24 protein-coding genes are annotated in these 26,480 nt (G+C 65.9%); 9 read left to right on the plus strand and 15 right to left on the minus strand.

All coding sequences use genetic code 11. The annotated features are described in order from the left end of the window. The first annotated feature begins 101 nt into the window (after positions 1–101). The 3 genes from OHQ90_RS33605 to OHQ90_RS33615 are packed head-to-tail and all read left to right on the plus strand — an operon-like array spanning position 102 to position 3,774. Positions 102–914 (plus strand): class I SAM-dependent methyltransferase, encoded by an 813-nt coding sequence (locus OHQ90_RS33605; protein WP_328404435.1) that lies wholly within the window; start codon positions 102–104, stop codon positions 912–914. Further along, on the plus strand, positions 911–2,515 hold the full coding sequence (locus tag OHQ90_RS33610; protein ID WP_328404437.1) for a glycoside hydrolase family 57 protein: 1,605 nt from the start codon (positions 911–913) through the stop codon (positions 2,513–2,515). Before OHQ90_RS33605 ends, OHQ90_RS33610 begins: the two co-directional genes overlap by 4 nt. After that, positions 2,512–3,774 carry a glycosyltransferase family 4 protein gene (locus tag OHQ90_RS33615; RefSeq protein ID WP_328404439.1) on the plus strand — a complete coding sequence of 421 codons (1,263 nt, stop codon included), beginning with the start codon at positions 2,512–2,514 and terminating at the stop codon, positions 3,772–3,774. Before OHQ90_RS33610 ends, OHQ90_RS33615 begins: the two co-directional genes overlap by 4 nt. 9 nt (positions 3,775–3,783) lie before the next feature. Here OHQ90_RS33615 and OHQ90_RS33620 read toward each other — a convergent pair whose 3' ends face one another. After that, positions 3,784–4,329 carry a DUF1697 domain-containing protein gene (locus OHQ90_RS33620; protein WP_328404441.1) on the minus strand — a complete coding sequence of 182 codons (546 nt, stop codon included), beginning with the start codon at positions 4,327–4,329 and terminating at the stop codon, positions 3,784–3,786. 76 nt (positions 4,330–4,405) lie between these two features. Then, positions 4,406–5,155, minus strand: a complete 750-nt coding sequence (locus tag OHQ90_RS33625; RefSeq protein WP_328404443.1) for an acyltransferase — start codon at positions 5,153–5,155, stop codon at positions 4,406–4,408. Positions 5,156–5,423: 268 nt separating this feature from the next. On the opposite strand from OHQ90_RS33625, the gene OHQ90_RS33630 reads away from it, so the two are divergent. Beyond that, positions 5,424–6,770 carry an outer membrane protein assembly factor BamB family protein gene (locus OHQ90_RS33630; RefSeq protein ID WP_328404445.1) on the plus strand — a complete coding sequence of 449 codons (1,347 nt, stop codon included), beginning with the start codon at positions 5,424–5,426 and terminating at the stop codon, positions 6,768–6,770. A 67-nt stretch (positions 6,771–6,837) separates the two neighbouring features. Here the strand turns inward: OHQ90_RS33630 and OHQ90_RS33635 are convergent, their stop codons facing one another. From OHQ90_RS33635 to ctaD, 9 genes are all read right to left on the minus strand, one after another. Next, positions 6,838–8,007 (minus strand): THUMP-like domain-containing protein, encoded by a 1,170-nt coding sequence (locus tag OHQ90_RS33635; protein ID WP_328404447.1) that lies wholly within the window; start codon positions 8,005–8,007, stop codon positions 6,838–6,840. Beyond that, positions 8,007–8,984 (minus strand): class I SAM-dependent methyltransferase, encoded by a 978-nt coding sequence (locus OHQ90_RS33640; RefSeq protein ID WP_328404449.1) that lies wholly within the window; start codon positions 8,982–8,984, stop codon positions 8,007–8,009. The genes OHQ90_RS33635 and OHQ90_RS33640 overlap by 1 nt, the downstream gene beginning before the upstream one ends. A gap of 176 nt (positions 8,985–9,160) precedes the next feature. Continuing rightward, a complete protein-coding gene (locus OHQ90_RS33645; protein WP_328404451.1) occupies positions 9,161–9,937 on the minus strand; it encodes an enoyl-CoA hydratase-related protein in 777 nt (258 codons plus the stop codon). 34 nt (positions 9,938–9,971) lie between these two features. Then, on the minus strand, positions 9,972–10,811 hold the full coding sequence (locus OHQ90_RS33650; protein WP_442941235.1) for an NUDIX hydrolase: 840 nt from the start codon (positions 10,809–10,811) through the stop codon (positions 9,972–9,974). Positions 10,812–11,069: 258 nt separating this feature from the next. After that, entirely contained in the window at positions 11,070–11,906 is an 837-nt protein-coding gene (locus tag OHQ90_RS33655) for an ABC transporter ATP-binding protein (RefSeq protein ID WP_328404453.1), read from the minus strand. A 477-nt stretch (positions 11,907–12,383) separates the two neighbouring features. Then, on the minus strand, positions 12,384–13,172 hold the full coding sequence (locus tag OHQ90_RS33660) for an aminoacyl-tRNA hydrolase (RefSeq protein WP_328404455.1): 789 nt from the start codon (positions 13,170–13,172) through the stop codon (positions 12,384–12,386). Continuing rightward, positions 13,172–13,621 (minus strand): protease inhibitor I42 family protein, encoded by a 450-nt coding sequence (locus tag OHQ90_RS33665; protein WP_328404458.1) that lies wholly within the window; start codon positions 13,619–13,621, stop codon positions 13,172–13,174. Before OHQ90_RS33665 ends, OHQ90_RS33660 begins: the two co-directional genes overlap by 1 nt. Before the next feature lie 173 nt (positions 13,622–13,794). Then, positions 13,795–15,018, minus strand: coding sequence for a phosphoserine phosphatase SerB (gene serB / locus OHQ90_RS33670; RefSeq protein ID WP_442941236.1), 1,224 nt, complete (start codon positions 15,016–15,018; stop codon positions 13,795–13,797). A gap of 193 nt (positions 15,019–15,211) precedes the next feature. Beyond that, entirely contained in the window at positions 15,212–16,954 is a 1,743-nt protein-coding gene (gene ctaD, locus OHQ90_RS33675; protein ID WP_328404462.1) for an aa3-type cytochrome oxidase subunit I, read from the minus strand. A gap of 284 nt (positions 16,955–17,238) precedes the next feature. On the opposite strand from ctaD, the gene OHQ90_RS33680 reads away from it, so the two are divergent. The 3 genes from OHQ90_RS33680 (at position 17,239) to OHQ90_RS33690 (ending at position 19,787) form a co-directional block, all read left to right on the plus strand. Then, the gene (locus tag OHQ90_RS33680; RefSeq protein ID WP_328404464.1) at positions 17,239–17,367 is read left to right on the plus strand and encodes a hypothetical protein; all 129 of its coding nucleotides are present in this window, start codon (positions 17,239–17,241) and stop codon (positions 17,365–17,367) included. 111 nt (positions 17,368–17,478) lie between these two features. Continuing rightward, on the plus strand, positions 17,479–18,561 hold the full coding sequence (locus tag OHQ90_RS33685; protein ID WP_328404466.1) for an ABC transporter substrate-binding protein: 1,083 nt from the start codon (positions 17,479–17,481) through the stop codon (positions 18,559–18,561). A 539-nt stretch (positions 18,562–19,100) separates the two neighbouring features. Beyond that, positions 19,101–19,787 carry a hypothetical protein gene (locus tag OHQ90_RS33690; protein ID WP_328404468.1) on the plus strand — a complete coding sequence of 229 codons (687 nt, stop codon included), beginning with the start codon at positions 19,101–19,103 and terminating at the stop codon, positions 19,785–19,787. Between the two features lie 82 nt (positions 19,788–19,869). On the opposite strand, the gene OHQ90_RS33695 is transcribed toward OHQ90_RS33690, so the two are convergent. After that, positions 19,870–20,586, minus strand: coding sequence for a type VII secretion system-associated protein (locus OHQ90_RS33695; RefSeq protein ID WP_328404471.1), 717 nt, complete (start codon positions 20,584–20,586; stop codon positions 19,870–19,872). Positions 20,587–20,791: 205 nt separating this feature from the next. On the opposite strand from OHQ90_RS33695, the gene OHQ90_RS33700 reads away from it, so the two are divergent. Then, positions 20,792–21,643 carry a dioxygenase gene (locus OHQ90_RS33700; RefSeq protein WP_328413294.1) on the plus strand — a complete coding sequence of 284 codons (852 nt, stop codon included), beginning with the start codon at positions 20,792–20,794 and terminating at the stop codon, positions 21,641–21,643. A 75-nt stretch (positions 21,644–21,718) separates the two neighbouring features. Here the strand turns inward: OHQ90_RS33700 and OHQ90_RS33705 are convergent, their stop codons facing one another. Together OHQ90_RS33705 and OHQ90_RS33710 are read right to left on the minus strand one after the other, a co-directional pair. Further along, complete coding sequence (locus OHQ90_RS33705) at positions 21,719–22,117, minus strand: DUF7144 family membrane protein (RefSeq protein WP_328404473.1); 399 nt, start codon at positions 22,115–22,117, stop codon at positions 21,719–21,721. A 118-nt stretch (positions 22,118–22,235) separates the two neighbouring features. After that, on the minus strand, positions 22,236–24,332 hold the full coding sequence (locus OHQ90_RS33710; RefSeq protein ID WP_328404475.1) for an MMPL family transporter: 2,097 nt from the start codon (positions 24,330–24,332) through the stop codon (positions 22,236–22,238). 459 nt (positions 24,333–24,791) lie between these two features. On the opposite strand from OHQ90_RS33710, the gene nrdF reads away from it, so the two are divergent. Continuing rightward, positions 24,792–25,754, plus strand: coding sequence for a class 1b ribonucleoside-diphosphate reductase subunit beta (nrdF, locus tag OHQ90_RS33715; protein WP_328404477.1), 963 nt, complete (start codon positions 24,792–24,794; stop codon positions 25,752–25,754). Positions 25,755–25,814: 60 nt separating this feature from the next. Here nrdF and OHQ90_RS33720 read toward each other — a convergent pair whose 3' ends face one another. Then, on the minus strand, positions 25,815–26,276 hold the full coding sequence (locus OHQ90_RS33720) for a hypothetical protein (RefSeq protein WP_328404478.1): 462 nt from the start codon (positions 26,274–26,276) through the stop codon (positions 25,815–25,817). Positions 26,277–26,480: the final 204 nt, after the last annotated feature.

The raw sequence follows: 26,480 nt of genomic DNA on the forward strand, positions 1-26,480 counted from the left end.
CTACCCTACGTTAAGTTACTCGTGGGTAACTTACCTGCTTCTCTCTCACAACACCGGTCCGGGCGATATCGTGCGCCGGTTGTACCAGTAACGTCGGACGGATGAGCGAGGCTGTGATCCCTGCCGCAGTGGGCACCCCACCGGGCATTATTCCCGAGTCGACCACCGGCGACCTCGAGCCGCTGCCGCTGACCGGCGAGCGCACCGTACCCGGCATAGCCGAGGAGAACTACTGGTTCCGCAGGCACGAGATCGTCTACGCGCGCCTGCTGGCCCGATGCGCGGGAAAGACAGTGCTCGAGGCCGGATCCGGGGAGGGCTACGGCGCGAACATGATCGCCGACGTGGCCACCAAGGTCATCGGCCTCGATTACGACAGCAGCGCGGTCGCGCATGTGCGCGCCCGCTACCCGCGCGTCGAGATGCTCCAAGGCAATCTCGCCGCGCTCCCGCTCGACGACGCCGCGGTCGACGTGGTGGTGAATTTCCAAGTCATCGAACATCTCTGGGACCAGGGCCAGTTCATTCGCGAATGCCTTCGGGTGCTGCGGCCGGGCGGCGAGCTGCTCATCAGCACCCCCAACCGGATCACCTTCTCGCCGGGTCGCGACACCCCGCTCAACCCGTTCCACACCAGAGAACTGAATGCCGCCGAGCTGACCGAACTGCTGGTCGAGGCCGGATTCGAGGTCACGCTGATGACCGGCGTGCACCACGGCCCGAGCCTGCAAGCGTTGGACGCCAAGCACGGCGGCTCGTTCATCGACGCCCAGATCGAACGCGCGCTCGCCGGAGAGCCGTGGCCCGCCGAGCTGACCGCCGACGTCGCGGCTGTCGGCATCGACGATTTCGCATTGATCACCGACGACATCGACGCAAGCCTCGACCTGGTCGCCATCGCGGTGAAGCCTTGAGCAGCTCGGCCGTACCCGGCCAGTTCACTCTGGTCTTGCATTCACACCTGCCCTGGCTCGCCCATCACGGCCGCTGGCCGGTCGGCGAGGAATGGCTCTATCAGTCCTGGGCGGCGTCCTACCTTCCGGTCGCCACGGTACTGAGAAACCTTGCCGCCGAGGGACGTTCGCATCTGCTGAGCCTCGGGATCACGCCGGTGCTCGCCGCCCAGCTCGACGATCCGCACTGCCTGTCCGGCATGCACCACTGGCTGGGCAACTGGCAGCTGCGTGCCGACGAGGCCGCGATGGCCGGAAACACCGCGCTCGGCAGGCACGAACACCGGCTGGCCACCGCCGCACTGGCCGACTTCGAACAGCGCTGGCGGCACGGCGCGGCCCCGGTCTGGCGGGCCCTCATCGACGCCGACGCGATCGAGCTGCTCGGCGGTCCGCTCGCGCATCCGTTCCAGCCGCTGCTGGACCCACGGCTGCGCGCCTTCCAGCTCACCGAGGGCCTTGCCGACGCACAGCAGCGCTGGGGCCACACCCCGGCCGGCATCTGGGCGCCGGAATGCGGCTACACCCCCGGCATGGAGACCGGATACGCCGACGCCGGTGTGACACATTTCATGGTCGACGGTCCCGCGCTGCGCGGCGACACCTCGCTCGGACGACCCGTTCGCGAGTCCGATGTGGTGGCCTTCGGGCGCGATCTCCAGGTGAGCTATCGAGTGTGGTCGCCCAAATCCGGCTACCCCGGACACAGCGCCTACCGTGACTTTCATCACTATGACCACGCGACTGGTCTCAAGCCCTCCCGTGTCACCGGCAAGACGGTGGCGGGCCCGGACAAGGCACCGTATGACCCGGAGCTCGCCGCCGCCGCGATCACCCGCGATGTCGACGATTTCGTGCAGACCGTGCGTGAGCGGTTGATCGCCGAATCCGAGCGGATCGGCCGTCCCGCCCTGGTCGTGGCTGCCTTCGATACCGAACTGTTCGGCCATTGGTGGCACGAGGGTCCGCAGTGGCTCGAGCAGGTGCTGCGCGCATTGCCCGAGGCAGGCGTACAGGTCGGCACCCTTGCCGATGCCCGCGAACGCGGGTTCGTCGGCGAGCCGGTGCCGCTGGCGGATTCGTCGTGGGGCTCCGGCAAGGACTGGCGGGTCTGGGCCGGCGACCAGGTCCGTGACCTGGTGGAACTCAACGACGACATCGTGCGGCTCACCCTCGACACGGTCGACAAGATGCGCTCCGCGGACGGCGGCGTCGAACTGCGCGACCAGGTCGCCGACCAGCTGCTGCGCGAGGCCATTCTCACCGTGTCCAGCGACTGGGCCTTCATGGTCAGCAAGGACTCGGCGGCGGGTTACGCGCGGGATCGCGCGCATCGGCACGCGCATGCCGTGCGCGAGATCGCGGCCGCCGTAGGGGCGGGTCAAGTCGCCAAAGCACAGCAGTTGGCGGCAGGATGGGGTGCGGCTGACGGATTCTTCCCCGGTTTGGACGCACGGCGACTTGCCTACTCAGGGTCCGGTCATCACGCTGCCGCGCCGGAAATTGCGCCGGGACCAGGCCCCGCCGCGGACCAAGGCTCCGCCTCAGAAGGACATGCATGAAGATTTTGATGGTGTCGTGGGAGTACCCGCCGGTTGTGGTCGGCGGGTTGGGCAGGCACGTGCATCACCTGGCGATCGAGCTTGCCACCGCGGGCCACGAGGTCGTCGTGCTGTCGCGCCGCCCCACCGGCACCGACTCCTCGACCCATCCCACTCACTCCTTCATCGCCGATGGTGTGCTGGTGGTCGCGGTCGCGGAGGATCCGCCGTGTTTCGACTTCGGCGACGACATGCTCGCCTGGACGCTGGCGATGGGGCACGCGATGGTGCGGGCCGGTGTCGCGCTCGGCAAGCCGGGCATCGGTGACGGCTGGGTCCCCGACGTCGTGCACGCGCACGATTGGCTGGTCGCCCATCCGGCGATCGCCCTCGCCGAGTATCACGACGTGCCGCTGGTCTCGACGCTGCACGCGACCGAGGCGGGCAGGCACAGCGGCTGGGTATCGGGCCGGGTCAACAAGCAGGTCCACTCGGTCGAGTGGTGGCTCGCCAACGAGTCCGACGCGCTCATCACGTGTTCGGCCTCGATGCAGGACGAGGTGGAACGGCTCTACGGGCCCGAGCGGATTCCGCTGCGGGTGATCCGCAACGGCATCGACGTCGGCGCATGGACCTTCCGTCCGCGCGCACCGCGCACCGGCCCGCCGCGGCTGTTGTATGTGGGGCGACTGGAGTACGAAAAAGGCGTGCAAGACGCGATCGCGGCGCTGCCGAGGATCCGGCGCGCGCACCCCGGCACCACGCTGACCGTCGCCGGTGTCGGCACCCAGTTCGAGTGGTTGCGCGAGCGGGCCCGAGTGCATCGGGTGGCGCGCGCGGTGACCTTCGCCGGACAGCTCGGCCACGAGGAGTTACTGGGCTGGCTGCACGGCGCCGACGCGATCGTGCTGCCGAGCCGCTACGAACCCTTCGGCATCGTCGCTCTGGAGGCGGCCGCGGCGGGTATCCCACTGGTCACCTCCACCGCTGGCGGTCTCGGCGAACTCGTCGTCGACGGTGTCACCGGCGCGTCCTTCGAACCCGCCGATGTGGACGGCCTCGTCGACGCGGTCCGTGCCGTGCTCGACGACCCCGCAGCGGCCCAGGATCGCGCCTATGCCGCCCGCGAACGTCTCACCGCCGACTTCGCCTGGGACGTCGTCGCCGCCGAGACGATCCAGGTCTACCAGTCCGCGAAACGTCGCGTCCGCAACCCGATGGGCCGTCCGATGATCGTGGAACGCCCACTCCCCGAACGCGATCCGAACCAGCCCGTCTGATCGCCGAGACTAGACTTCCAGCTTCTTCACGACCTTCTGGATGGTGAGCCACGTGCGCGTGGTGATCTCCTTGCTGTAGGTCTTCTCCATCCAGGCCATGAAGTTCGGGGTGCGTGGCTCGGTGTTGTCGATGACCGAGAGGACGACGCGCGCCTTCTCGTCGTAGCCGACGATGCGGACGCCGGGCTCGCTCTGCTTGCGCAGCTCATCGGTGATATTCGGCGGTGGCTGCTTGAGGAAGGTCGCGGTCAGATAGGTTTCGCGGCCGTGCGTCAGGCCGGGGAACGGATCGGTTTCGAGCAGATCCCGCAGTTCTTCATAGCTGCGAATGATCGTGCCGCCCGGAATACCGAGCTCGCTGTTCAACGCGTCCTGAACGCGCGCTTCCAAATCCGGTATGTCGGTGTCGGTGCTGCGGAACACCACATTGCCGCTCGACAGCAACGTCGCGACCTTCTCGAACCCGAGACCCTCGAACACCGCGCGCAGCTTCTCGTTCTTCATGTTCGGATTGGTCGGCATGATCCCGCGCAACAGCGCCGCGTACCTGTTCATAGCGCCGACCGTACCCATCGCGACCGACAAACACCGGCTCGCCCGGCCGACGGGTCGAGCGCGGACAGCGACACGGCTACGCCGACTGCGTGACGCCGTTCTTCTTGCGCGCGATATCTTCCAACGCGGCAACATATTTCGCGCGCTCCTCAGCGCCCGCCTCCCACGTCTCCTTGCGGTTCTTCACCACCTTGGCCGGGGCCCCGACAGCAATGCTGTAGTCGGGGATCTCACCCTTGACCACCGCGTGCGCACCGAGCACACAACCGCGGCCGACGCGCGTCTCACGCAGCACCGTCACCTTCGCGGCGATCCAGGTGTCCGGACCGATGCGCACCGGGCTCTTCACGATGCCCTGATCCTTGATCGGCATGTTGATGTCGTCCATGCGGTGGTCGAAGTCGCAGATGTAGCACCAGTCCGCGACCAGCGTCGACTCACCGATCTCGATGTCGAGGTAGGTATTGACGACGTTGTCCTTGCCGAAGACCACCTTGTCGCCGATGCGCAGCGATCCCTCGTGGCAGCGGATGGCATTGCCGTCGCCGATATGCACCCAGCGACCGATCTCCATCCGGCCGAGTTCGGGTGTCGCATGGATCTCCACCCCGCGACCCAGGAAGACCATGCCGCGCAGCACGATGTGCGGATTGGCCGCCTTGAACTTGAACAGCCGGTAGTAGCGCACCAGATACCAAGGCGTGTACGCCCGGTTGGCGAGCACCCAGCGCAGCGAAGCTACGGTCAGAAAACGCGCCTGCAGCGGATCCCGACGGCGCGATCCGCGCCACCGCGAGCGCAACGGTGCGCCCCACATGCTCGTCACGAACGGTCTCCTTCGTGGTTCTTCGGGTCGCGTCCGACCCGGCCGTAACAGATAGAGCCTATCCGCCTGCGCGATAGGGCCCGCGACCACCCGCGTCGACACTGATGGGACGCGCACACCCATCGGATGTCCCTCCGTTACAGTGTCTCGTGCGCCGGCGACAGCGCCCTCGAATCTGCACGCGGACACCCGCCCCGGGACGTGATCGCGCTGCGGTTCGACACGCTTGGTCTCGTGCGAGCGGCCAACGACGACAGGAGTGCAGCAGGTGCGAAGCGGCAGCGTACTGGATACATCCAGGTGGCGACCGTCCCGGCTGCACGCGGTGGCATCGCTGGCCATCGTCGGTGCGCTGGCACTGGCAGGCTGCGGTACCGACATCGACGACATCACCGTCGGGCCGGGCAAAGGCTGGCCCTCCGCGCACTACGACGGTCGCAACGGCGGCACCAGTCCGGTTACCGGCGCACGCAAGGTGTCGCTGAGCTGGTCACGTCCTATCGGCGGCCCGGTGGAGGAGGCCGTCACGATCGGTGCCGAAGGACAGATGTTCCTGACCACCCGCGCCTCGTCCGGCTGCGCCATCTTCTCCTTCCAGATGCGCAGTGGTCGTAAACGTTTCTGCAACGCGCTGGGCCCGAACGCGATCTCCGCGCCGTCGGTAGTCGACGGTGCCACCAATGTCTATGTCGGCGACGACGGCGTGAATGCACCCGCCGGGGTGAATTCGTTCAACTACCTCGGGCAGCCACGCTGGCGCACACCCGTTGCCGGAGTTCCGGTTTCGGTGCAGTTCACCGGCGACGGCAACCTGCTGTCGATCAGCCAGTCCGGCCAGGTCGACGTACTGTCACGGCAGACGGGTGCGCGCGTAGTCCCCACCGTGCAGCTATTGGGTGAGCCCGACTTTCTCGAGTATCCGGACCTGGTCCGCCCCGCCGCGGGGCAGGGCCTCGACGACTGCCGAACCGGGGGACCGCAATGCCCGGTCGCGAACATCTCCGCCGTAGACCCGGAGACCGGCCGCTTCTTCCTGACGCTCTGGAAGCCCGGCAAGCCCGCCGCATTGGTCGGGCTACGCTACGCGAACAACAAGATCCAGCAGGAGTGGAGCGCCGACCTGCTGATCGATGGCAGCGCAACCAGTCCAACCGTGTCTGCCGACGGCCGCACCGTCTATGTGGGCGACAACAGCAAACACCTCATCGCTGTCGACACCGCCGATGGCCGCACCAAGTGGTCACACACCCTGGGATGGGTGCCTCGCGGCGGCATCTCGGTCTCCGGTGACGGCCTCATCATCCCGTCCGGTGACGACGGATATCTGCTCGCCATGCGCGACAAGGGTGACTCCACCGAGATCGTATGGGAGCGTAAGGATCTCGCCCTCCGTGGCACGCCCGTGCAGACCGCTGGCGGCACCGGCTACACGGCTGCCTCCATCGGCGACGGCCTGAACCTGATCACCTTCGACACCAAAACCGGCGCCACCGTCGATTCCGATGTCCTGCCCGACGCCACGGGCAGCACCACCGGCACCTCCATCGGTGCCGATGGCGAAATCGTCCTGGCCACTCGAATCGGCGAGCTCTTCGTTTTCAAACCCGACCGGTAGGCAGCGCTGATTGTCGCACCCGGCCAGCGGAGTGCCCTGTCATCGAGTTCGATGACAGGGCACTTCACTAGCCGGGGGCTTGCGGGATGCAGAGGAAAACGGCTGCGGTACGGCCGATTCGCGTAATGACCAACGTATAAGGCTGGGAGCCGGACGGTTTCAGCCGGCGGCGCAGCTGATCGGGATCGACATCGACACCGCGCACCAGAATCTCCAGCGGCCCGCATTCGCGCTTGCGCAGTTCGGTGCGCAGGCTCTTCTCCCGGTATTCGAGCCGATCGATGATCCGGAAGCCACGCACCCCGTCGGGCACCTGGTCGCCGGTGAGATAGGCGATGCGCGGGTCCAGTTGCCATAGACCGTGTTTCGCCGCGTAGTGGCGCACCAGGCCGGCGCGTACGACGGCGCCGTCCGGGTCGATGATCCACTCCCCCGGATCCTGTTCGGGAATCTCGTCGGGCTCGGCGTCGGTAAGCGTCCAGGATTCGCCAGTGGAGTTCAGCACCGTCGCCCGGCGGGTGCCGGTCGCGGCCAGCCCCGGCGACCACAGGCAGGCCTCACGCACGGCCCCGTCCAAGGACACCACTTCGACCTCACCCGACCAGTCGAGTCGATCGAAATCCAGTCCGGGCGCACACTTCACGGCGAGATCGCGCCCTGGGTAAGCGGCAAGCAGATCGGGCAGCGGTGGTTGCAGCTTGGCCGGATCGTGGGTGCGGCGACCATCGGCCCGCCGGGCGGGGTCGGCGACGACGACCGTGCCGACACTGCACGACACCAGGGCATCCGCCTTGGCCAGCACCACATTGCCTGCGCCTGCCAGATTGTGCGCGGCCATCGAGAGTCGAACATCGTCCAGATCGCTGCCGATCACTGACGGGCAGGCATGAGCCAGCTCGGCGAGTTCCGCTCCGATGGAGCAGGTCACGTCGTGCACGGGCCGATCGGCCAGCCGCACGGCGCGGTGCCTGGCCACCAAGGTCGGGGTGGCCTGCTGCAGCGCGTCATCGGTGAACAGCCAGGCCCCGGCATCGGAGAGCTTCGTTGCGGCTCTTCGGCGCAGCCGCACGGTCTCGACAAGGGCGGCGGCGCGGTCGCCGTGTGCACGACGCACCCGCTCGAGATCGCGCAGGTGCGTCGTGGTGGTCAGCTCCAGCCCGTCCACCTCGGCCAGCGCGGCGATACCCGCCGCACTGCCGAGGAAGGTGACATCCTCGGTGCCGAAGCTGTACCCCACTACTTCGCGGAAGCGCCGGGCTTCACGCCGGTGATCATCGCGTTGTAGAAGAACTGGCGCGGCACCACGCGGCGCATGACGTTCTCGTCCACCCAGCTCAGCCCCAGCCACGCCTTGTACATCGCCAGGCGGTAGCCCATGGTGAGCTTCTCCTCGGGCACCGCGGCCTCGAAGGTGCGCACCGGCCAGCCCCACAGTGCGGCGGCGAATTCCTCGGTGGTCGCCTTCACCTCGACCGCGCCCGCCGAGGACGCCATGGCCTCCAGCTCGCGCGGGTCGAAGGTGTGCAGATCGACGACCGCTTCCAGCGCCGCGGCACGCGACGACTCGTCCAGCTCCGTCTGCGGCCGCCGCCAGCCCGCCAGTGCGGGCAGCTTGGTGACGGTGGTGGTGGCCTTCCAGGTGATCCGGCCCAGCCAGCGTGCGTAGAAGTTGCCCGCCGTGGTCGGCTCGCCCGCGAAGACGAAACGCCCGCCCGGCTTGAGCACCCGCAGGCATTCCTTCAGCGCCAACTCCACATCGGGGATGTGGTGCAGCACCGCGTGCCCGCAGACCAGGTCGAAGGTGTCGTCGTCGTACGGGATGGTCTCGGCGTCGGCAACGCGCCCGTCGACATCGAGCCCGAGGTTCTGCGCATTGCGCAGCGCGACCTTCACCATGCCCGGCGAAAGGTCGGTGACCGAACCGGACTTCGCGATGCCACCCTGCATCAGGTTCAGCAGGAAGAAGCCGGTCCCGCAGCCGAGTTCCAGCGCCCGCTCGTAGGGCAGCGGGGCGGGACCCACGGCCGCGTCGAATCGACCGCGGGCGTATTCGATACAGCGCTCGTCATAGGAAATCGACCATTTGTCGTCATAGGTCTCGGCTTCCCAGTCGTGGTACAGGACCTGGGCGAGCTTTGTATCCTTGAGTGCTGCTTCGACCTCGGCCTCGGTGGCATGCGGGTTCGGCGCGGGGTCGTCGGAACGTACCGTCATGGTCGGCAAGCCTAGCTAACCCGCCGGTGCCGGTCGTCAGCGGAGTAGTGAGTGCCGCCTAATTCGCAGTGCGGGTCCACGGTCGAGAACCCGGTCCGGTTTCGGGGGCGCTCGGCGAGCTACCTGCGTGCAATCACCACCGGCTGTCGCGCTGAGGGAGCTGGGGATCCGCCGGGCTAGCGGCCGACGAACGCCGCGGATCCCGGCCCATCAGCCAGGTAGGAACGCGTTCCAATTTCCCGGTCCTCGGTGGTGAACAGATCGGCCCACTCCGTCCGCGCGCGGTCGAGGCCGTGCGGACCCGCCTCGAAGACCGCCTTGGCGGCCGCCAGCGCACGAGCCGGGCCGCCGATGAATTGCTCGGCCCAGCGCAGCGCGGCGGTATACACGTCATCGGGGGCGACCACCTCGTCGACGAGACCGAGCGCGAGGGCCTCTTCGGCTTCGACGAAACGGCCGGTGTAGACGAGGTCCTTCGCGGGGCCGGGGCCGATCAACAGTGACAGCCTGCGGATGCCCGCAAGGGGAATCAAACCGGCCTGGATCTGCGGCAACCCGAGCTTGACGTTGTCGCCGATGATGCGCCGGTCGGCGCCGAGCGCCAGTTCCAGCCCACTGCCGAGGCCGTAGCCGCTGATCGCGGCGACCGTGGGTTGCCCGATCTTGGCGAGGCAACCGAGAGCGGTCTGCAGATCGGCTGCCATGGCGGCGGCCTGATCGGGGTCGAGCCCGGACAGTTCGGCGAGGTCGTCGCCCGCCGAGAACACCCGCTCGTCGCCGTAGACAACCAGCGCCGCAACACGGGTGTCCGCGGCGACCGTTTCGGCTGCCGCGGCCACTTCCCGCACCAGCTGCACGGTGAACTGGTTCATCGGCGGGCGGGCGATCCGGAGCACGGCCACGCCACGCGCGGCATCACCCTCGGGCAGATCCAGGGTCACGAATTCGGCCATGGAACGCCACGCTACCGGGTAGCCGTCGGTTTCCTCACTTGCGCACGGATCCCTCGAGTCGACTCTGATCCGGGAGGTCGGCGAAGTAGCGTTGATTGTCGGGGAAGCTCAGCACCTGACGTCCTTCGACTGCCGACAGCACCGGCATGATCGGGTCGATGACCACATCGGCGGCGAGAATGTCCGCGGTGGAAGCGAACTCGCTCAGTGCGACGAGCTGCGCCCAGGTGGGTGGCAGCAGAATGTCGGTGCCCGACCGCCAGCGATCCAGCGTTTCGGCAGGCGTACGCCACTGCACCTCCTCGGCCTCGGAGGTAGCTCCATCGGCCAATTGCCCCTCGGGCAGCACAGCAACGAAGAACCTGGTGTCGTAGCGGCGTGGCTCGATTACCGGGGTGATCCAATTCGCCCACGGCCGCAGCAGATCCGCGCGCAGCACGAGTTTTTCCTCGGCGAGGAAGGCGGCGAGCGACACGTCACGGCGTTCCAGCCGCCCTCTGGCATCGCGGTAGCCTGCCGTGTCCGAGACGACGGTGTCAGCGGTCGGCCCCGCAAGCAGCACTCCGCATTCTTCGAACGTCTCGCGCACCGCGCCTGCCACCAGCGCTTTGGCACGCGCCTCTGTGGTACCGAATTTCGCTGCCCACCACGCGGGTTCGGGCCCGGCCCACTCGATGTCGGCGGTCCCGTCAGAGGGGTCGACGCCACCGCCGGGGAAAACCGTCATCCCTGCGGCAAACGCCATTGCGCCCACCCGGCGCTGCAGGAACACCTCTGGTCCCGTGGCACCGTCTCGCACCACCATGACCGTCGACGCGTCTTTGGGCGACGGCACCTGCGGCTGAGAGTCAGCCTGCGCGTTTGTCTCACTCACCCTTGCACCCTAGCGCCTGCTTGGTGCTGGGTCGCTTGCCCATCCGGGCCAGCTCATCGAGCGCAGCTCCGCACCGCCGACCATGTGCGGCGATCGCAGCTCGCACCCGGCACCGGTCACGAGTCGAAGGACACGTTCCCAGGCAGGTCGAATGCCGTTCGCGCCGAGCAGTTCGGGCTCGACGCCGCAGAGTCCGTGGGCAACCAACAGCCCACGCGGCGAACATCGGCGGGCCGAAGATGCGGCGAAGCGCTCGATCTACTGCCGCGAGCGGTGCCGCCCCAAGCGGCGCGAGCGGCGGGCGAAGTAGCGGCCGTCGACTCGGTCGAGGGCGATGGACTGGCTGAAGGCCGCACTCAGATTGTCGGCGGTCAACACCTCTGGTAGCAGGCCCTGCGCGACCACTGCACCCTCGTTGAGCAGCAAGCCGTGGGTGAAGCCGGGCGGGATCTCCTCGACATGGTGGGTGACCAGCACGATGGCGGGTGCGTCCGGGTCCGCGGCCAAGTCGCCGAGGCGTTCCACCAGTTCCTCGCGACCACCGAGATCGAGTCCGGCAGCGGGCTCGTCCAGTAGCAGCAGCTCCGGGTCGGTCATCAACGCGCGGGCGATGAGGACCCGCTTACGTTCACCTTCGGAAAGGGTGCCGTAGGTGCGATCGGAAAGGTGTTCGGCGCCGAGGCTTTCCAGCATGTCGATGGCGCGGTCGATGTCCAGGTCGTCGTAGCGCTCTCGCCAACGACCCAGCACGGCGTAGCCCGCGGACACCACGAGGTCGCTGACCTTTTCGTCGCGCGGAATGCGGCTGGCCACCGCGGCCGAGGACAGGCCGATCCGCGGGCGTAGTTCGCTGACGTTGGTCTTACCGATCACTTCACCGAGTAAGTGGGCAATCCCCGAGGTCGGATGTACTTCGGCGGCGGCCATCCGCAGTAGGGAGGTCTTGCCGGCGCCGTTGGGGCCGAGTACGACCCAGCGTTCGTCTAGCTCGACCTGCCAGGTGACCGGACCGACGAGGGTGTGACCCGAGCGTCGGATGGTCACGTCGGTGAAATCAATGAGCAGATCGGGATCCGGTTGCGGCACGGGCTCCATCTTGGACCAAATGTGCTGCGCTCGTACGACCGACCCATGCCGTATTCGCCGACCTGGCGATCTTGCGACGACGCACGGTCGAGAGTTCGTCCACCGACCGGGCGGCAGCCTTCGACGGATCGAACGGAGTGGACTTCGTCGAGCGGAACAGCCGCGCGAAGATCAGTGCTAGCGGAATCGAGCAGACTACCCAGACGGCGAGAATCACCAACAGCGTTGTCATCATGCGGTCCTCCGGCGAGTTACGTGCGGGCGGTCCTGTTCCGTCTCAATACCCAGATATGCGTGATGCGAACCCCATTGTGCCGAAAAACGGGATCGGTAGTGCCCCGAAATCGGTTTCGCCCCGCATCAAAGCAAGCAGCGAGCAAACCAGGTCCCGGCGCTCGCCTGGGCACCGGGACATCCCACTGTCGTCCCGGCTGCGGACGACGTCAATACTTTCGGATGGCTGTACCGTCCAGGCCCCCGGACAGTTCATTTCAATCCCGGTACCGCGATAATCGTCATAGAACCCGGTGCGACCTCGGTGAATCCGGCATCGCGTACCGCGACCGCGGTGCCGAGTCGCATCTGGTCGACCAGCGCCCCCCACCGATCCTTGTCGGCTTCCCTTACCGCGCACCGGAATCCGCATTGCGACCATCGATAGGCCTGCGCCTCGGGCAACGCGCCCGCTAGCAGCATGCTGGCATGCCCGACCTGCGCGGCGGCCTTACCCAGAGTCATACCGAGCTCCGAATTCACCCACAGCGTCGGTAGTCCGGGATCGGCGGGACCAGGATCGTCGTGTTCGAGATCGGTGCCGCCGATCTGCAGGCGCTTGATCCGTGGATCCACCGCACCCACCGGTCCCGGCACCAGCGCTCGCGCCTGAGCGCCGTCGACATCGACAGTTACCCCGGGCACCTCGTCTGCGGCCAGCCACTGCGCGCCGCGGGCACGGCGGGCCACCTTGCGGATCCGCGATCGCTTCCACCCGAGGTAGGGCTGCTCCCATTCGCCACCAGGACCGACCCGCTCGTCCAGGCACAATGCCACGCTCGCGGCGGCGGCCGCCTCGAGTAGCGCGCTGCGGCGCGGCGGATCGGTCTTCGGAATGTGCAACACCATCTGCATTGCCTGCACCATGGCCGGATCGTCCGGATCGCCCGCGCCACCGTAGCCCTGTGCGAGCTCCGCATGCCGGAAATGGAATCCTGCCGCACCAGTGTCTGTTTCGCTGCCGTCCCGGACATCGGCACCGCATTCCGGCAAACCCGTCATCACTCCACCTTGATCGTCAACGAGAACTTCTGCGCCGGGTCGATGCCCTGCTCCCACGGTCGCGTGTAGTCGAGCGTCAGCTGCGCCACCCCCGCGCTGTTTCCGACGAAGGTCCACACCGCGGTACCGCCGGACCCCGGTGCCACCGGAACATTCGGATCGGGGCGGTAGTCGGGCTCGCCGTCCTGTCGTAGCACTTGCTGCTCGAGCTCCCCCAGCCCCCACGTGTAGCCGGTGGACGGATTCGCGGGCAGCGACACGACGAGCTGCTGGCCGATCCGCAGCGTCCGCTCCTGGCCGTTGTTCGAATCGGTCACCGCGAGTGCGTCATGCGCCGTGTGCGAGGTCGGCCGAGTCGAGGAGGTGCCCTTCGTCTCCGAGTCGGAGTCGTTCGTGCCGCACGCGACAAGTGTCGAGCCGAGAACGAGCACCAGCAGGAACTTTCGCACCGCAGCCTCCGATCGACGAATGATCAACTTCTGCGAGCCTACCGACATGAGCTACTTGCCCACGGCCACTGATACCCGCACGCGTACAGGCACGGGCGAGAGCTGGACATAATCCAGCGAGTCGTCGATCCAGCGAGTCGTCGGAGTCTCGGTCGAGGCACCGACGACAGCGCTCACCTACCGACGAGGGGCACCCGGCGCACACCGCCGTCGCGAGCATCGGCAGCTTCCACCTCGTCGCGGGTGACGCCGAGGATGAACAGCACCGCGTCCAGGTAGGGATGCGAGAGCGCCGCGTCGGCAACCTCACGCAGCGCGGGCTTGGCGTTGAAGGCGACGCCGAGGCCCGCCGCATTGAGCATGTCGATGTCGTTGGCGCCATCGCCGACCGCCACCGTCTGCTCCATCGGCACTCCGGCCTCCGCGGCGAACTTGCGCAGTGCCGTCGCCTTGAACGCCCGATCGACGATCTCGCCGACGACCCGGCCGGTCAGCTTGCCGTCCTTGATCTCCAAGGTGTTGGCCTGCACGAAGTCCAATTCCAGCTCGTGGGCGAGTGGTTCGATCACCTGGCGGAAGCCACCCGACACCACGCCGCAGCGGAAACCGATCCTGCGCAGCGTCCTGATGGTGGTGCGCGCGCCCGGCGTCAGCTCGATCCGGTCAGCGACCTCATCGATCACCGAGGCATCCAGCCCCTCCAACGTCGCCACCCGCTGCCGCAGCGATTCGCCGAAGTCGATCTCACCGCGCATGGCGGCCTCGGTGACCTTGCGGACTTCTTCCTCGACCCCCGCGTGCGCGGCGAGCATCTCGATGACCTCGCCCTGGATGAGGGTCGAGTCGACGTCGAACACAATGAGCCGCTTGGCGCGACGCGCAAGGCCCGCGCGCTCCACCGCGACGTCGACCTGTTCGGCGACGGCGACCTCGGCCAGCGCGGTGCGCAGCCGTGCGTCGGCGTCGGCATCGGTGTCGGTCGCGGTGACGAGCAGCTCCATGCCGGTCACCGGGTAGTCGGCAATGCCACGGATGGTGTCGATATTGGCGCCGAGCGTCGCGAGCTGGCGCGACACCGAGCTGAACGCGCGCGCGGTGACCGGGCTACCGAGAATCACCACCGCGTGCGTGGACATCGGCTGTCTGCCGATCTCGGCGTCGACCTCCACATCGACATGCATGCCGACGGTGTTCATCGCCTCTTCGAGCTCGTCCTGCAATGCCTCGGGGTCATTCGGGCAGGTGACCAGTACCCCGAGCGTCAGCCGGCCACGGATCACCACCTGCTCCACGTCCAGCAGGCTGACCTGGCGCCGCGACATCGCCGCGAGCAGCACGGAGGTCACACCGGGCCGGTCCGGCCCGGTGACGGTGACGAGAACTGTGGTGTCGGCCAACTGATGTGCTCCAAGTTCGAGTGTTTGCCGTCGCTGTGCTCGACCTCGTTGTCGCTGCGCCGACCGCATTGTCGCTTGCCGTATGCATCGCCGCCGAAGCGGGATGCGCTCCACAAACGAGTGTGCACCCGCTGGTCACCAGCAGGTGCACACTCGAGAATGCTACTTCGTTGTTCCTATGCCGATACAGCGGCTAGTTCTTGGCGAGGGCGCCTTCGTGCACCTCGGTGGCATGCTTGCCCGAGCCCCAGCCCACGTGGGCTTCGGCGCGCATTCGCTCGACCATGTGTGGGTAGTGCAATTCGAACGCGGGACGCTCCGACCGGATACGCGGCAGCTCGTAGAAGTTGTGCCGCGGCGGCGGGCAGGTCGTCGCCCACTCCAGCGAATTGCCATAGCCCCACGGATCGTCCACCGTGACCACTTCGCCGTAGCGGAAGCTCTTGAAGACGTTCCAGACGAACGGGAGCATCGAAGCGCCGAGGATGAACGCACCGATGGTCGAGATCGTGTTCAGTGTGGTGAAGCCGTCGCTGGGCAGGTAGTCGGCATAGCGACGTGGCATGCCCTCGGCGCCCAGCCAGTGCTGCACCAGGAACGTGGTGTGGAAGCCGACGAAGGTGGTCCAGAAATGCCACTTGCCGAGACGCTCGTCCATCATGCGACCGGTGATCTTGGGGAACCAGAAGTAGATGCCCGCGAAGGTCGCGAAAACGATGGTGCCGAAGAGCACGTAGTGGAAGTGCGCGACCACGAAGTACGAGTCGGTGACGTGGAAGTCCAGCGGCGGGCTGGCCAGGATGACACCCGAGAGACCACCGAAGAGGAAGGTCACCAGGAAGCCGATCGACCACAGCATCGGTGACTCGAAGGTCAGCTGACCGCGCCACATGGTGCCGATCCAGTTGAAGAACTTCACCCCGGTCGGAACCGCGATCAGGAAGGTCATGAACGAGAAGTACGGCAGCAGCACGGCGCCGGTCGCGTACATGTGGTGGGCCCACACCGCAATCGACAGCGCGGCGATGCCCAGCGTCGCGTAGACCAGCGTGGTGTAACCGAAGATCGGCTTACGTGAGAACACCGGGAAGATTTCCGACACGATGCCGAAGAACGGCAGCGCGATGATGTACACCTCGGGATGGCCGAAGAACCAGAACAGGTGCTGGTAGAGCAGGATGCCGCCGGTGGCGGGGTCGTAGATGTGCCCGCCGAGATGCCGGTCGTAGGCGAGGCCGAACAGCGCTGCGGTCAGCAGGGGGAAGGCGAGCAGGACGAGCACGCTGGTGACGGCGATGTTCCAGGTGAAGATCGGCATCCGGAACATGGTCATACCGGGGGCACGCAGGCAGACGACGGTGGTCAGCATGTTGACGCCACCGAGGATGGTACCGAGGCCCGACACCGCGAGGCCGAGGATCCACAGGTCGGCGCCGACACCCGGCGAATGCAGAATATCGGTCAGCGGGGTGTAGGCGGTCCAGCCGAAGTCCGCGGCGCCACCCGGGGTGATGAAGCCCGCGGTCGCCATGGTGCCGCCGAACAGGTACAGCCAGTAGCTGAACGCGTTCAGCCGCGGGAAGGCGACGTCGGGTGCACCGATCTGCAGCGGCAGCACGATGTTGGCGAAGCCGAACACGATCGCGGTCGCATAGAACAGCAGCATGATGGTGCCGTGCATGGTGAACAGCTGGTTGAACTGCTCCGGCGAGAGGAACTGCAGGCCGGGACGCGCCAGCTCGGCGCGCATCATCAGCGCCATCAGACCGCCGACAAGGAAGAAGCTCATCGCCGTCACCAAGTACATGGTGCCGAGGACCTTGGGGTCAGTGGTGGTGACCATCTTGTAGAGGAACGAGCCCTTCGGCCCGGTCCGAGCCGGATACGGCCGAGTCGCTTCCAACTGAGGGACTGGCTTTGGCTCTACGGCAGTCACTGATCCTCCTGAAAGGTGCCTTTAGGTCGCTCCGCAGGCTCCGCTTCATGCGCCGATCTCGGTACCGAGACAGACGACGGTTCGCTTGCGCTCATGGAATCGTAAACGGTGCTGCCGCAGCCGTCCGCACGGGTCCTACTCTCTGTCGTATTTCGTTGATCCGCCCACGCGCTGCCCTGCGCCGGAATCTCGCTCTACCCGCACTGCCGCGCCGATGAATTACGGATGCGGCGCACGTCTGCATCAGTGACAGGTGTTCCTACCCGCTGGCCAGGAGATCACTCATGACAGACAACGCGACCACCAAGCCCGGCGACCCGACCTGGGTCGACCTGGACTCGCCCTATGAACGCATGGTCGGGGTCGCCGATCCGACCGGCGCTCGATTCAGCATCGGCGGCGAAACGGCCTGAGCGCGAGACACTCGGCCCCCGGCCGTAGGAATCCGTGCCGCGGTTTCCTGCGGCCGCGTCGCGTGGTGGCCTTCGCACCGCACCGACGCCGACGCATGTACCCTCACCCGCATGCCGGTGAGCGCCCTTGTTCGCACCCGAAACCACATGGACTCGACCCGATACGGCACACTCGGTCGCCGAAGTGCGGCCGTCGCCGCGCTGTGCACAGCCGTCCTCGTGGCAGGTTGTAGCAGCCAAACCGACGATGCCGCCTCGATCGTGCGCACCACGACGAACATTGCGGGCGCGGGTGTGGTGGGGCTGGAGCGCGACACCACCATGGCCTGTCCACTGCCGAGCGCGCCGGATACGGCGAGCGGTACCCGCACCGTCACCCATGCCGCGGGCATCTCCGAGGTGCCCGCGGACCCGCAACGCATAGTGGTGCTCACCACCTCGGCCCTGGACGCGACCTGCGCACTCGGTCTGTGGGAGCGCGTCGTCGGTGCGACCACGGATGACGGACCGACCCCGCACCCGGCCTATCTCGGCTACGGCGTCAACAAGATTCCCAGCGTCGGCACCGCCGCGCAGCCAGATCTCGCCAAGATCGCCGAGCTGCGCCCCGACGTGATCATCGGCGACCTGCTTTCGGGCACAGCCGGTTTCGACGCATTGCAGGCCATCGCACCCACCGTCCTGGCCGGCACCACCAGCGGCTGGCAGGCCGAATTCACCGGGCTCGCAGCGGGTCTCGGCCGTAGCAACGCCGCGAACATCGCGTTGGAGAACTACCGCACCGAGGCCGTCGACACCGGTAAAGCGGTCATCGCCAACCAGACTCAGGCCTCGGTCGTCCGGTTCACCGCCGACCAGGACCAGGTCCAAGGCGCCAACAGCTTCGCGGGCGGAGTCCTCGCCGACGCGGGTGTGCAGCGCCCGACCGTGCAGCGCGGCCCCTCCTTCGACATCGGCGCCGCCGATCTCGACAAGGTCGAAGGCGATCTCATCTACGTGATCTTCGCGGGCGAAGCAGGCAAGAAGCACGGGGAAACCGTGTTGCGCGGCGACGCGTGGAAAGAACTCGGGGCCGCCACCGACCACCGTGTCTTCGCCGTCGAGGACTCCGTCTGGTACGGCAGGGGCCTGAGCGCCGCCCGCGCGCTGCTCACCGACATCCGCGGCACGCTCAACGGATTCGTCACCGACTGACCGAGCCCGACTCGATCTCGCTCAGACTCGATCGCCGAACAATCGCCGTATCGCGGACACGAGCTAGTGACGGTGCCGAATCCTCGTTGCACGCAAGTCAATACGCTAACCGAGTAACTCAATCCATCTCCGCCCGGTGAATATCGAACTCGATCCGATGCTCACCGGGGGCCACACACCGCGCCGAATGAATATCCCCAACCTCGAGAAGTTTTGCGGGAATCGGCTCCGGCACACTGGATGCCTGGCGTGGGTCGCCACCGAAAAGAGTCCCCAGACATGAAAAAGGGGGCATCGGCATGGGTAATATCTCTCCGGCCACCGACGAGCTCCTGGAGGTAGTGGCCCGACTCGGAAAGGCCACGGAGTCTGCGGCACATGGCGTCAGCGACCGCTTGAGACGAACCGGCGACCATGCACAATCGGCTGCCGTGAATACGGTGTGGGGGGATGCGGCCGGCATAGGGCCGATAGGTTCGCATCACTTCGACGGCGACCGTGCAGATTCCGGTTCGCACGGTCAGTTGTTCGGCCTGGACTTGACCGGCCAGTGGCGGCGATTCGAAGCCGATGATGTGCACTCGGTGCAGCTGAACGATGCCGAGGGCAATCCAATCGGCGTGAGTTTTCCGTTGGAGGCCGACGATGCCGTGAAGATTACCGACTGGGCAAAAGCCGAGCACCGGGACGACTGGCGGGTCTATGCCGCGGAAAGATCGGGTACGGATTGGCGACATTCACGCGAACAGGAGGCGCCGTGGGCGAAGGACGTCGAAGCCGGCAGGCCGCCCATTTACGTCAATGCCCACTCCAGTGAGGAATATTTCGTGGTCCAGGCCACGATCGGGCCACCAGGGTCGAAGAAGACAATCCTCGTATTGAACGGCGAGACCTACGGCAAGCTCGTCGCAGCCAATAGAAATTTCAGGAGGGCGGCCGACCTACAACCGGAGAGCCCGCTTGTCATGATCTCGTGCAATGCGGCCGCCCACGGAGCTGACGCGGCACGCACCGCCGCGCGCTCGCTGCATGAGGCCGGCCACGCGAACCGAGACATCCATGCGCCGACCGCAGGCTTCAATACCAATACATCAGCGGATGGTCGCTCATCCAAAATAGGGATACTCCCCACCTACGACGCGGCGGGAAACGAGCAACCACGATTCAAGACCTTTCCGGCGCCATCCCGATCAACTACCGCGCCCGATTCGGCAGCGCCGCCCTGATCCCCCCGGCCAGGAAGCCGATTCGCGCGTCACTCCGTGCGGGCGGGCAGGCGAACCGACGAAGTACGGACCCCGCGCTCCCTCAATCGGTGCCGCGCAGCGCGGCACCGACCAGACGGAACTGTGCTCGACCTCCGGGGTTGATCAGGATGTCAGTACCCTCCGGCACGATCTCCGACAGCTTGCTGCCGACCACCGGCCACGAACGATCGGTGGTCAATCGAGACCGGTGCACCTCGGCAGTCACTATTTGCACACATGGAACCCCGTCGGGCGACAACACGATCACTGGGTCGTCGTTCTCGTCGCATCCGATCTGCACAACGGTGTCGCGGATGGTGGGAACGATCTGATCGCCGACATCTTCTCCCCGAGCCGCCAGCCGCAACAGCGCGTCGAGCGGATCAGTAGGGGTCGACTGGTTGCGTGGCACATAATTCGGATTCGGCTCGAAAGGCCCGACTGCACCGTCGGCATCGAGCATCCAACCGCCGACGATGACCTCTGGTGGCGGCACGCTGTCCGGAGTGCCTGCCGTCCAGCCAGGATCGAGTAGTACGAACCAGTTGCCCTGTCGGACCGCACCCGGCATCGGCTCCGGCATCAGCACTCCCTCTCTTCGGGTTTCGATTATCGCACCGGCTCGCAGATCTCGAGATCCACCGACCTGCTGATCGCACTTGCGGCCGAAACCCGGGACATTCCGCAAGCCGACGGTCCGCTCCTTTTCGTCCGGGGTCAGGTGCTGAACAAGTCTTGAATAGCGGCAGGAGATTCCCCCGACTTCGTAGTTGGTCATATCCCCCGCATCACACCCGAAACGGGCGAGTAGACCGTCTCACAGCGGACTCCCAGCAGGAACCCAGACACTCCCGAGCACCCCTCCATAACCTCGCACTGGACAACATGTTGTGACGATGGAAGGACACTCAGTGAGCGCACACCATCCGCGCCGCGGCGACGGCGTCGAAGTGCACGAGCACGATCTCGGGCTTGGGCACGATATGAAGGTGATGTCGCGCCGCAAAGCACTGACGTTCTTCGGTGTCGCAGGAGCGGCGACGGTCGCGGCGGGGTGCGCGTCGACAACCACTCACACGACCGCTGTCGGCACTGCGTCCACGACCGTCGCGGCAACCGGGACCGCGTCCGCGATTCCGCAGGAGACGGCGGGCCCATATCCGGGCGACGGATCCAACGGGCCCAATGTGCTCGTTGAGTCCGGTGTTGTGCGCCGCGATATCACCGGCAGCTTCGGATCGTATTCTGGTGTCGCCCATGGTGTTCCGATGACGCTCGAGTTGACGTTTCAAGACCTGGCAAAGAACGGCGCGGCGGGCGACGGCATGGCCGTGTATCTGTGGCACTGCGACCGGGACGGCAAGTACTCGTTGTACAGCGACGGCGTCACCACGCAGAACTATCTACGCGGTGTCCAAGTGGCGGACGCTACCGGCAAGGTTACCTTCGAATCCGTCTTCCCCGGTTGCTATTCCGGTCGGTGGACCCATATCCATTTCGAAGTCTACGACTCGCTCGCGGTGGCCGTCGCTGGCGATAATGCCCGCCTCACCTCGCAGATCGCTCTCCCCCAGGACGCCTGCGCCGCAGTGTACGCCTACGACTCCGGCTATGCGAAGAGCATTCCCAACCTCGCCAACACCTCGCTGGCCTCGGATAACGTCTTCGGTGACGGCTGGGACGCCGAACTTGCCACCGTGTCCGGTACACCCTCGTCCGGGATGTCGGTCGCGCTCACCGTGGGTGTCGCCGAGAAGTCGCAGAGCACTCGGTCCGACAACGGCCCGGGTCGGCCACCGGGCGGCCCTGGTGGCCCACCGCCAGGAGGTAGGTGAGAGACGACTCGGCCCCTGGGTCCCGTACTGGATAGGACTCAGGGGCCGAGGCCGCGAAACCGGGCGGCGTCTGTATCAGTCGGCGCCGAGCTGGCGGGCCAGCGCCCAGATCACCAGGATGTCGATGGCGATGATCACCAATGCCCAGAACGGGTAGATAGGGGCGAACAGGAAGTTGTCCAGAATGCTGACCGACGCCATCCCGATGCCTGCGAGGTAACCCCAGGTCTTACCGGTGACGACGCCGACGCCCGCGACGATGATCAGCGCCGCGATCACCAGGTGGACCCATCCCCATGTGGAGACGTCGACCAGGAACACTTGGTCTTCGGTCACCACGAAGATGCCGCGCCCAGCGATGGCAGCGATCGCTGTCAGCAGGTGCAGCAGGCCGGTGATCAGGATCAGGGTGCCAGCGAAAATCGTCATGTCATTGAGCACCGGACGTATCGGGGTCGAGGTGGGACTGGTCATAACACACACTCCTTCCGAAACGCGTGGCAATCGCCTATCCGCCACAACGTATCCGGTGCGCGGCCGAAATCTGCGCAGGCCATGAGGCGAGTTCGGCGCGAGCGACCCAGCTGTGCGGCTACTTGCCGACGCTGACCACCGATTCGGCCACCGTTTCTGTTCGCGGACGTGCCAGGGCGCTCGGCCACCAGATGCGGTCGCCGATATCCAGGGTCAGCGCGGTCACCAGGATCGAGCGGACGATCACCGTGTCGAGCAGAACACCGACGGCGATGACGATGCCCATCTCGGCGAACGTCACCACCGGCATGGTCGCGAAGACCGCGAACGTGCCGGCCAGCACGAGCCCGGCCGAGGTGATCACCCCGCCGGTCGCCGACAAACCGATCAGCGCACCGTGGCGCGTGCCGTGCTTCTTCGCCTCTTCGTGGACCCGCGACATCAGAAATATGTTGTAGTCGATGCCGAGGGCCACCAGGAACACGAACGCGAGCAATGGCAGCCCGGCATCGGTGCCCACGAACCCGACCAGGTCGAAGATCCAGCGGCTCGACCCGAGTGCCGCGAAGTACGACAGCACCACGGTCGCGGTCAGCACGATCGGTGCCAGGACCGCGCGCAGCAGCACCATCAAGATCACCATCACGATGGCGAGCACCACCGGCACGATGACCCGATTATCATGGGCCACTGCACGTTTGATATCCAGCACCACTGCGGTGCCACCGCCGATCTTGGCCTGGTCGTCCACCGTGTGCACGGCGGCGCGCACGCGGTCGACAGTCGCGTCGGCGGCCTTGGTGTCCGGCGGGTCGGACAGCGTGCCTTCCAGATAGACCAGATCGTCCTTGACCATCGGCGGCGTCGGCGCGGCGATGCCCGGTGTAGCGCGCACCGCGGCGGCGACGGCGTCGGCCCGCGCGGATTGCGCGATGACGATGACCGGCTGACCGGTGCCCGCGTCGAAATGGCGTTCCAAGACTTCGGTTCCGGTGACCGCATTGGACGAGCCGACGAACGAATCCTTGTTCGCGATGCCGTTGGACTGCAGGCCTACGACACCGAATGCGAGCCCGACGAGCGCCAGCGCGGTGACAATCCAGACCGGACGCGGTCGATCCGTGATGAACAGCCCGATACGCGCCCAGAGACCGGATTCGGTGTGGTCGGCGGTGCCGAAATCGGGGTGGCGCGGCCAGAAGATCCACCGGCCGACGATGACCAGCAGTGCGGGCAGCAGCGTCAGCATCGCCGCGAGCGCGACCGCGACGCCGATCGCGCAGACCGGACCGATGCCCTTGGTGGAGTTCATTTCCGCGACCAGCAGCGCCAGCATCGCGATGATCACGGTGGAACCGCTGGCGAGCACCGCGGGCCCGGCCCGATGAAGAGCGACGGCCATCGCCGCGTGTTTGTCCGCGTGCCTGCGCAGTTCCTCGCGATAGCGCGCGACCAGCAATAGGGCGTAGTCGGTGCCCGCGCCGAATACCAGGACGGTGAGGATGCCCTGGCTCTGCGCATTGACGGTCAGGCCGAGTTGGGTCGCGCCGTACACGGCGCTCTGCGCGATCGTCAGCGCGAACCCCGCGGCGATCAGCGGCAGCGCCCACAGCATCGGCCCGTAGGTCAGCAGCAGAATGACGATGACGACCGCCGCGGCGGAGTACAGCAGCAGGCCGTCGATGCCCTTGAACGCCGCACCGAATTCCGCCGCGTATCCGGCGGGCCCGGTGACGTAGAAGGACAATCCCTCCGGCCGATCACCCGCGCCGTCCTTGATCTCGGTGACCACGTCGGTCAGCCGGGTCCAGCCTTCGGTGCCCATGTCGATCGGCAGCAGGATCTCTACGGCCTGGCCGTCTCCGGAGGGGATCGGGCCGAGCACATTATCGACGACGACGTGCTCGAGTCGCTTGAATCGTGCCGCGTCCGCGCCGACCGCGACCCGGTCCGCATCGGTGATACCGCTGGTCCGCTCATAGACCAGCACGACTGGCACATGCTCGCTGTTGCCGAATTTTTCGGCCAGCTTGAATGCCTGTGTCGATTCGGCGCTGTCGGGCAGCCAGGTGACGCTGTCGTTCTTCTGCGCGCCGGTGAGCTTTCCCGCGAAGGAGCCCAACGCGATCAGTGCGATGATCCAGACCCCGAGGACCACCCACTTGCCGCGGCGACCGCTCGGTATTCGCGCAAGCTTCCCGACCAGGTCGGTCATATCGGGATCATTCGGTGCAGACGGTGTCGGTGCGGACATCGGGCCCCCTCGGTCACCACACGTTGGCACCGATGCTACTGCCGGGGTATTCCGGAGTCCATGGCGCCGGGCGTGATCGGCGATCGGCGAATGCGGCACCGGCGTTCGCCGATCGAAGGACAGCTAACCGCACGACCGGGGCGCAGACCATGCGATCCGTCACGACTCGGCACCGGAACACTGCGGTAGGCAAACCACCGGCGATCGATCGGAACGCGCCGGGTCCGATGCGCTCGAATCACGAGTCATGACGGACAATGGGTCGCGCATGCGGTGGTCATGGGCGTATCTGCGCCGCAGTGACATGCACCGCTGCGACACAAGGTGTTGTGCTGCATGGACTTGTCACCCACTAGGAGTAGTGTTCAATGGGTAGCAATTCTGTGACGGCAGCGTGCTCGGGAAGGGTGTGGAGGCAGGATGAAACTGATCGATCGGGTGTCGGCGATCAACTGGAATCGGGTGCCCGACGAGAAGGATGCCGAGGTCTGGGATCGACTGACCGGCAACTTCTGGCTGCCCGAAAAGGTGCCGGTGTCCAACGACATTCCGTCGTGGAACACCCTCACCGCCGATGAGAAGCAATTGACCATGCGCGTGTTCACCGGTCTCACACTGCTGGACACCATTCAGGGCACCGTCGGCGCGGTGAGCCTGATTCCGGACGCACTGACCCCGCACGAGGAGGCGGTGTACACCAATATCGCGTTCATGGAGTCGGTGCACGCCAAGAGCTACAGCTCCATCTTCTCCACGCTGTGCTCCACGCGTGAAATCGACGACGCGTTCCGCTGGTCGGAGGAGAACCGAAACCTGCAGCGCAAGGCCGAGATCGTGCTGGAGTACTACAACGGCGACGATCCGCTCAAGCGCAAGGTGGCCTCCACTCTGCTGGAGAGCTTCCTGTTCTACTCCGGCTTCTACCTGCCGATGTACTGGTCCTCGCGGGCCAAGCTCACCAACACCGCCGACCTGATCCGGCTCATCATCCGCGATGAGGCCGTGCACGGCTACTACATCGGCTACAAGTACCAGAAGGGCCTCGAGCTCGTCGGCCAGGCCGAGCGCGACGAGCTGAAGAATTACACGTTCGAGCTGCTCTTCGAGCTGTACGACAACGAGGTCGAGTACACCCAGGACCTCTACGACGAGGTGGGGCTCACCGAGGACGTCAAGAAGTTCCTGCGCTACAACGCCAACAAGGCCCTGATGAACCTGGGCTACGAAGGTCTGTTCCCCAAGGACGAGACGGACGTGAATCCCGCTATCCTGTCGGCACTTTCGCCCAATGCCGACGAGAACCACGACTTCTTCTCCGGCTCCGGTTCCAGCTACGTCATCGGCAAGGCTGTCAACACCGAAGACGCCGACTGGGAGTTCTGACCGCTACCCTGCCGCTGCGATTCCAGCAGCGGCAGGGCGCCGGCACACTCGATCCCTGAATTACGTGTCGCCGTTGGGCTTCTGCAGAATTCGCAGAATTTGAGCAACGTCGGTCTTCAACCCACCGACATCAACCTTGATAGTGCTGACATCTGCCTCTACCGATATCAGCCTGCGATCCATCGCGTCTTGGCGCAACGCCATCGCCTCCAAACCGGAAGCCATCACGTCTTGACGCGACGCCATCACTTCCAAACCGGAAGCCATCTCATCCTGACGCAACGCCATCGCCTCCAAACCGGAAGCCATCTCATCCTGACGCAACGCCATCACTTCCAAACCGGAAGCCATCTCATCCTGACGCAACGCCATCTCATCCTGACGAGATGCGATACTGCCGATGTCGACGCCCATCGAAATAAGCCGTGAGGCGACCGAGCGTCCATCCAGATCACCGATATCGGTGTGGATGTCGGCGATGCCGGTGTGGATCGCGGCTAGCTGCTCGTGAATTTGCGTCACCGTCACAGTATCCCGGGTGATCTGGTGATCACGCCATAGTTCTAGTTCGTACACACGCTGTTCAAGTGGTTTCCCGCTGCTACTCATGGGTCGAGCCCTCCCCTTCTTCGCTACGGCATCGAAAACGTGTTCGACACTAGCCGACAACACTGGCATATGCCAGTGTTTTGCCGTTGCGAACCAGAACAGCTGCCGCCGGGTGCA

The sequence above is a fragment of the Nocardia sp. NBC_00403 genome (genome assembly GCF_036046055.1).
GTDB lineage: Bacteria > Actinomycetota > Actinomycetes > Mycobacteriales > Mycobacteriaceae > Nocardia.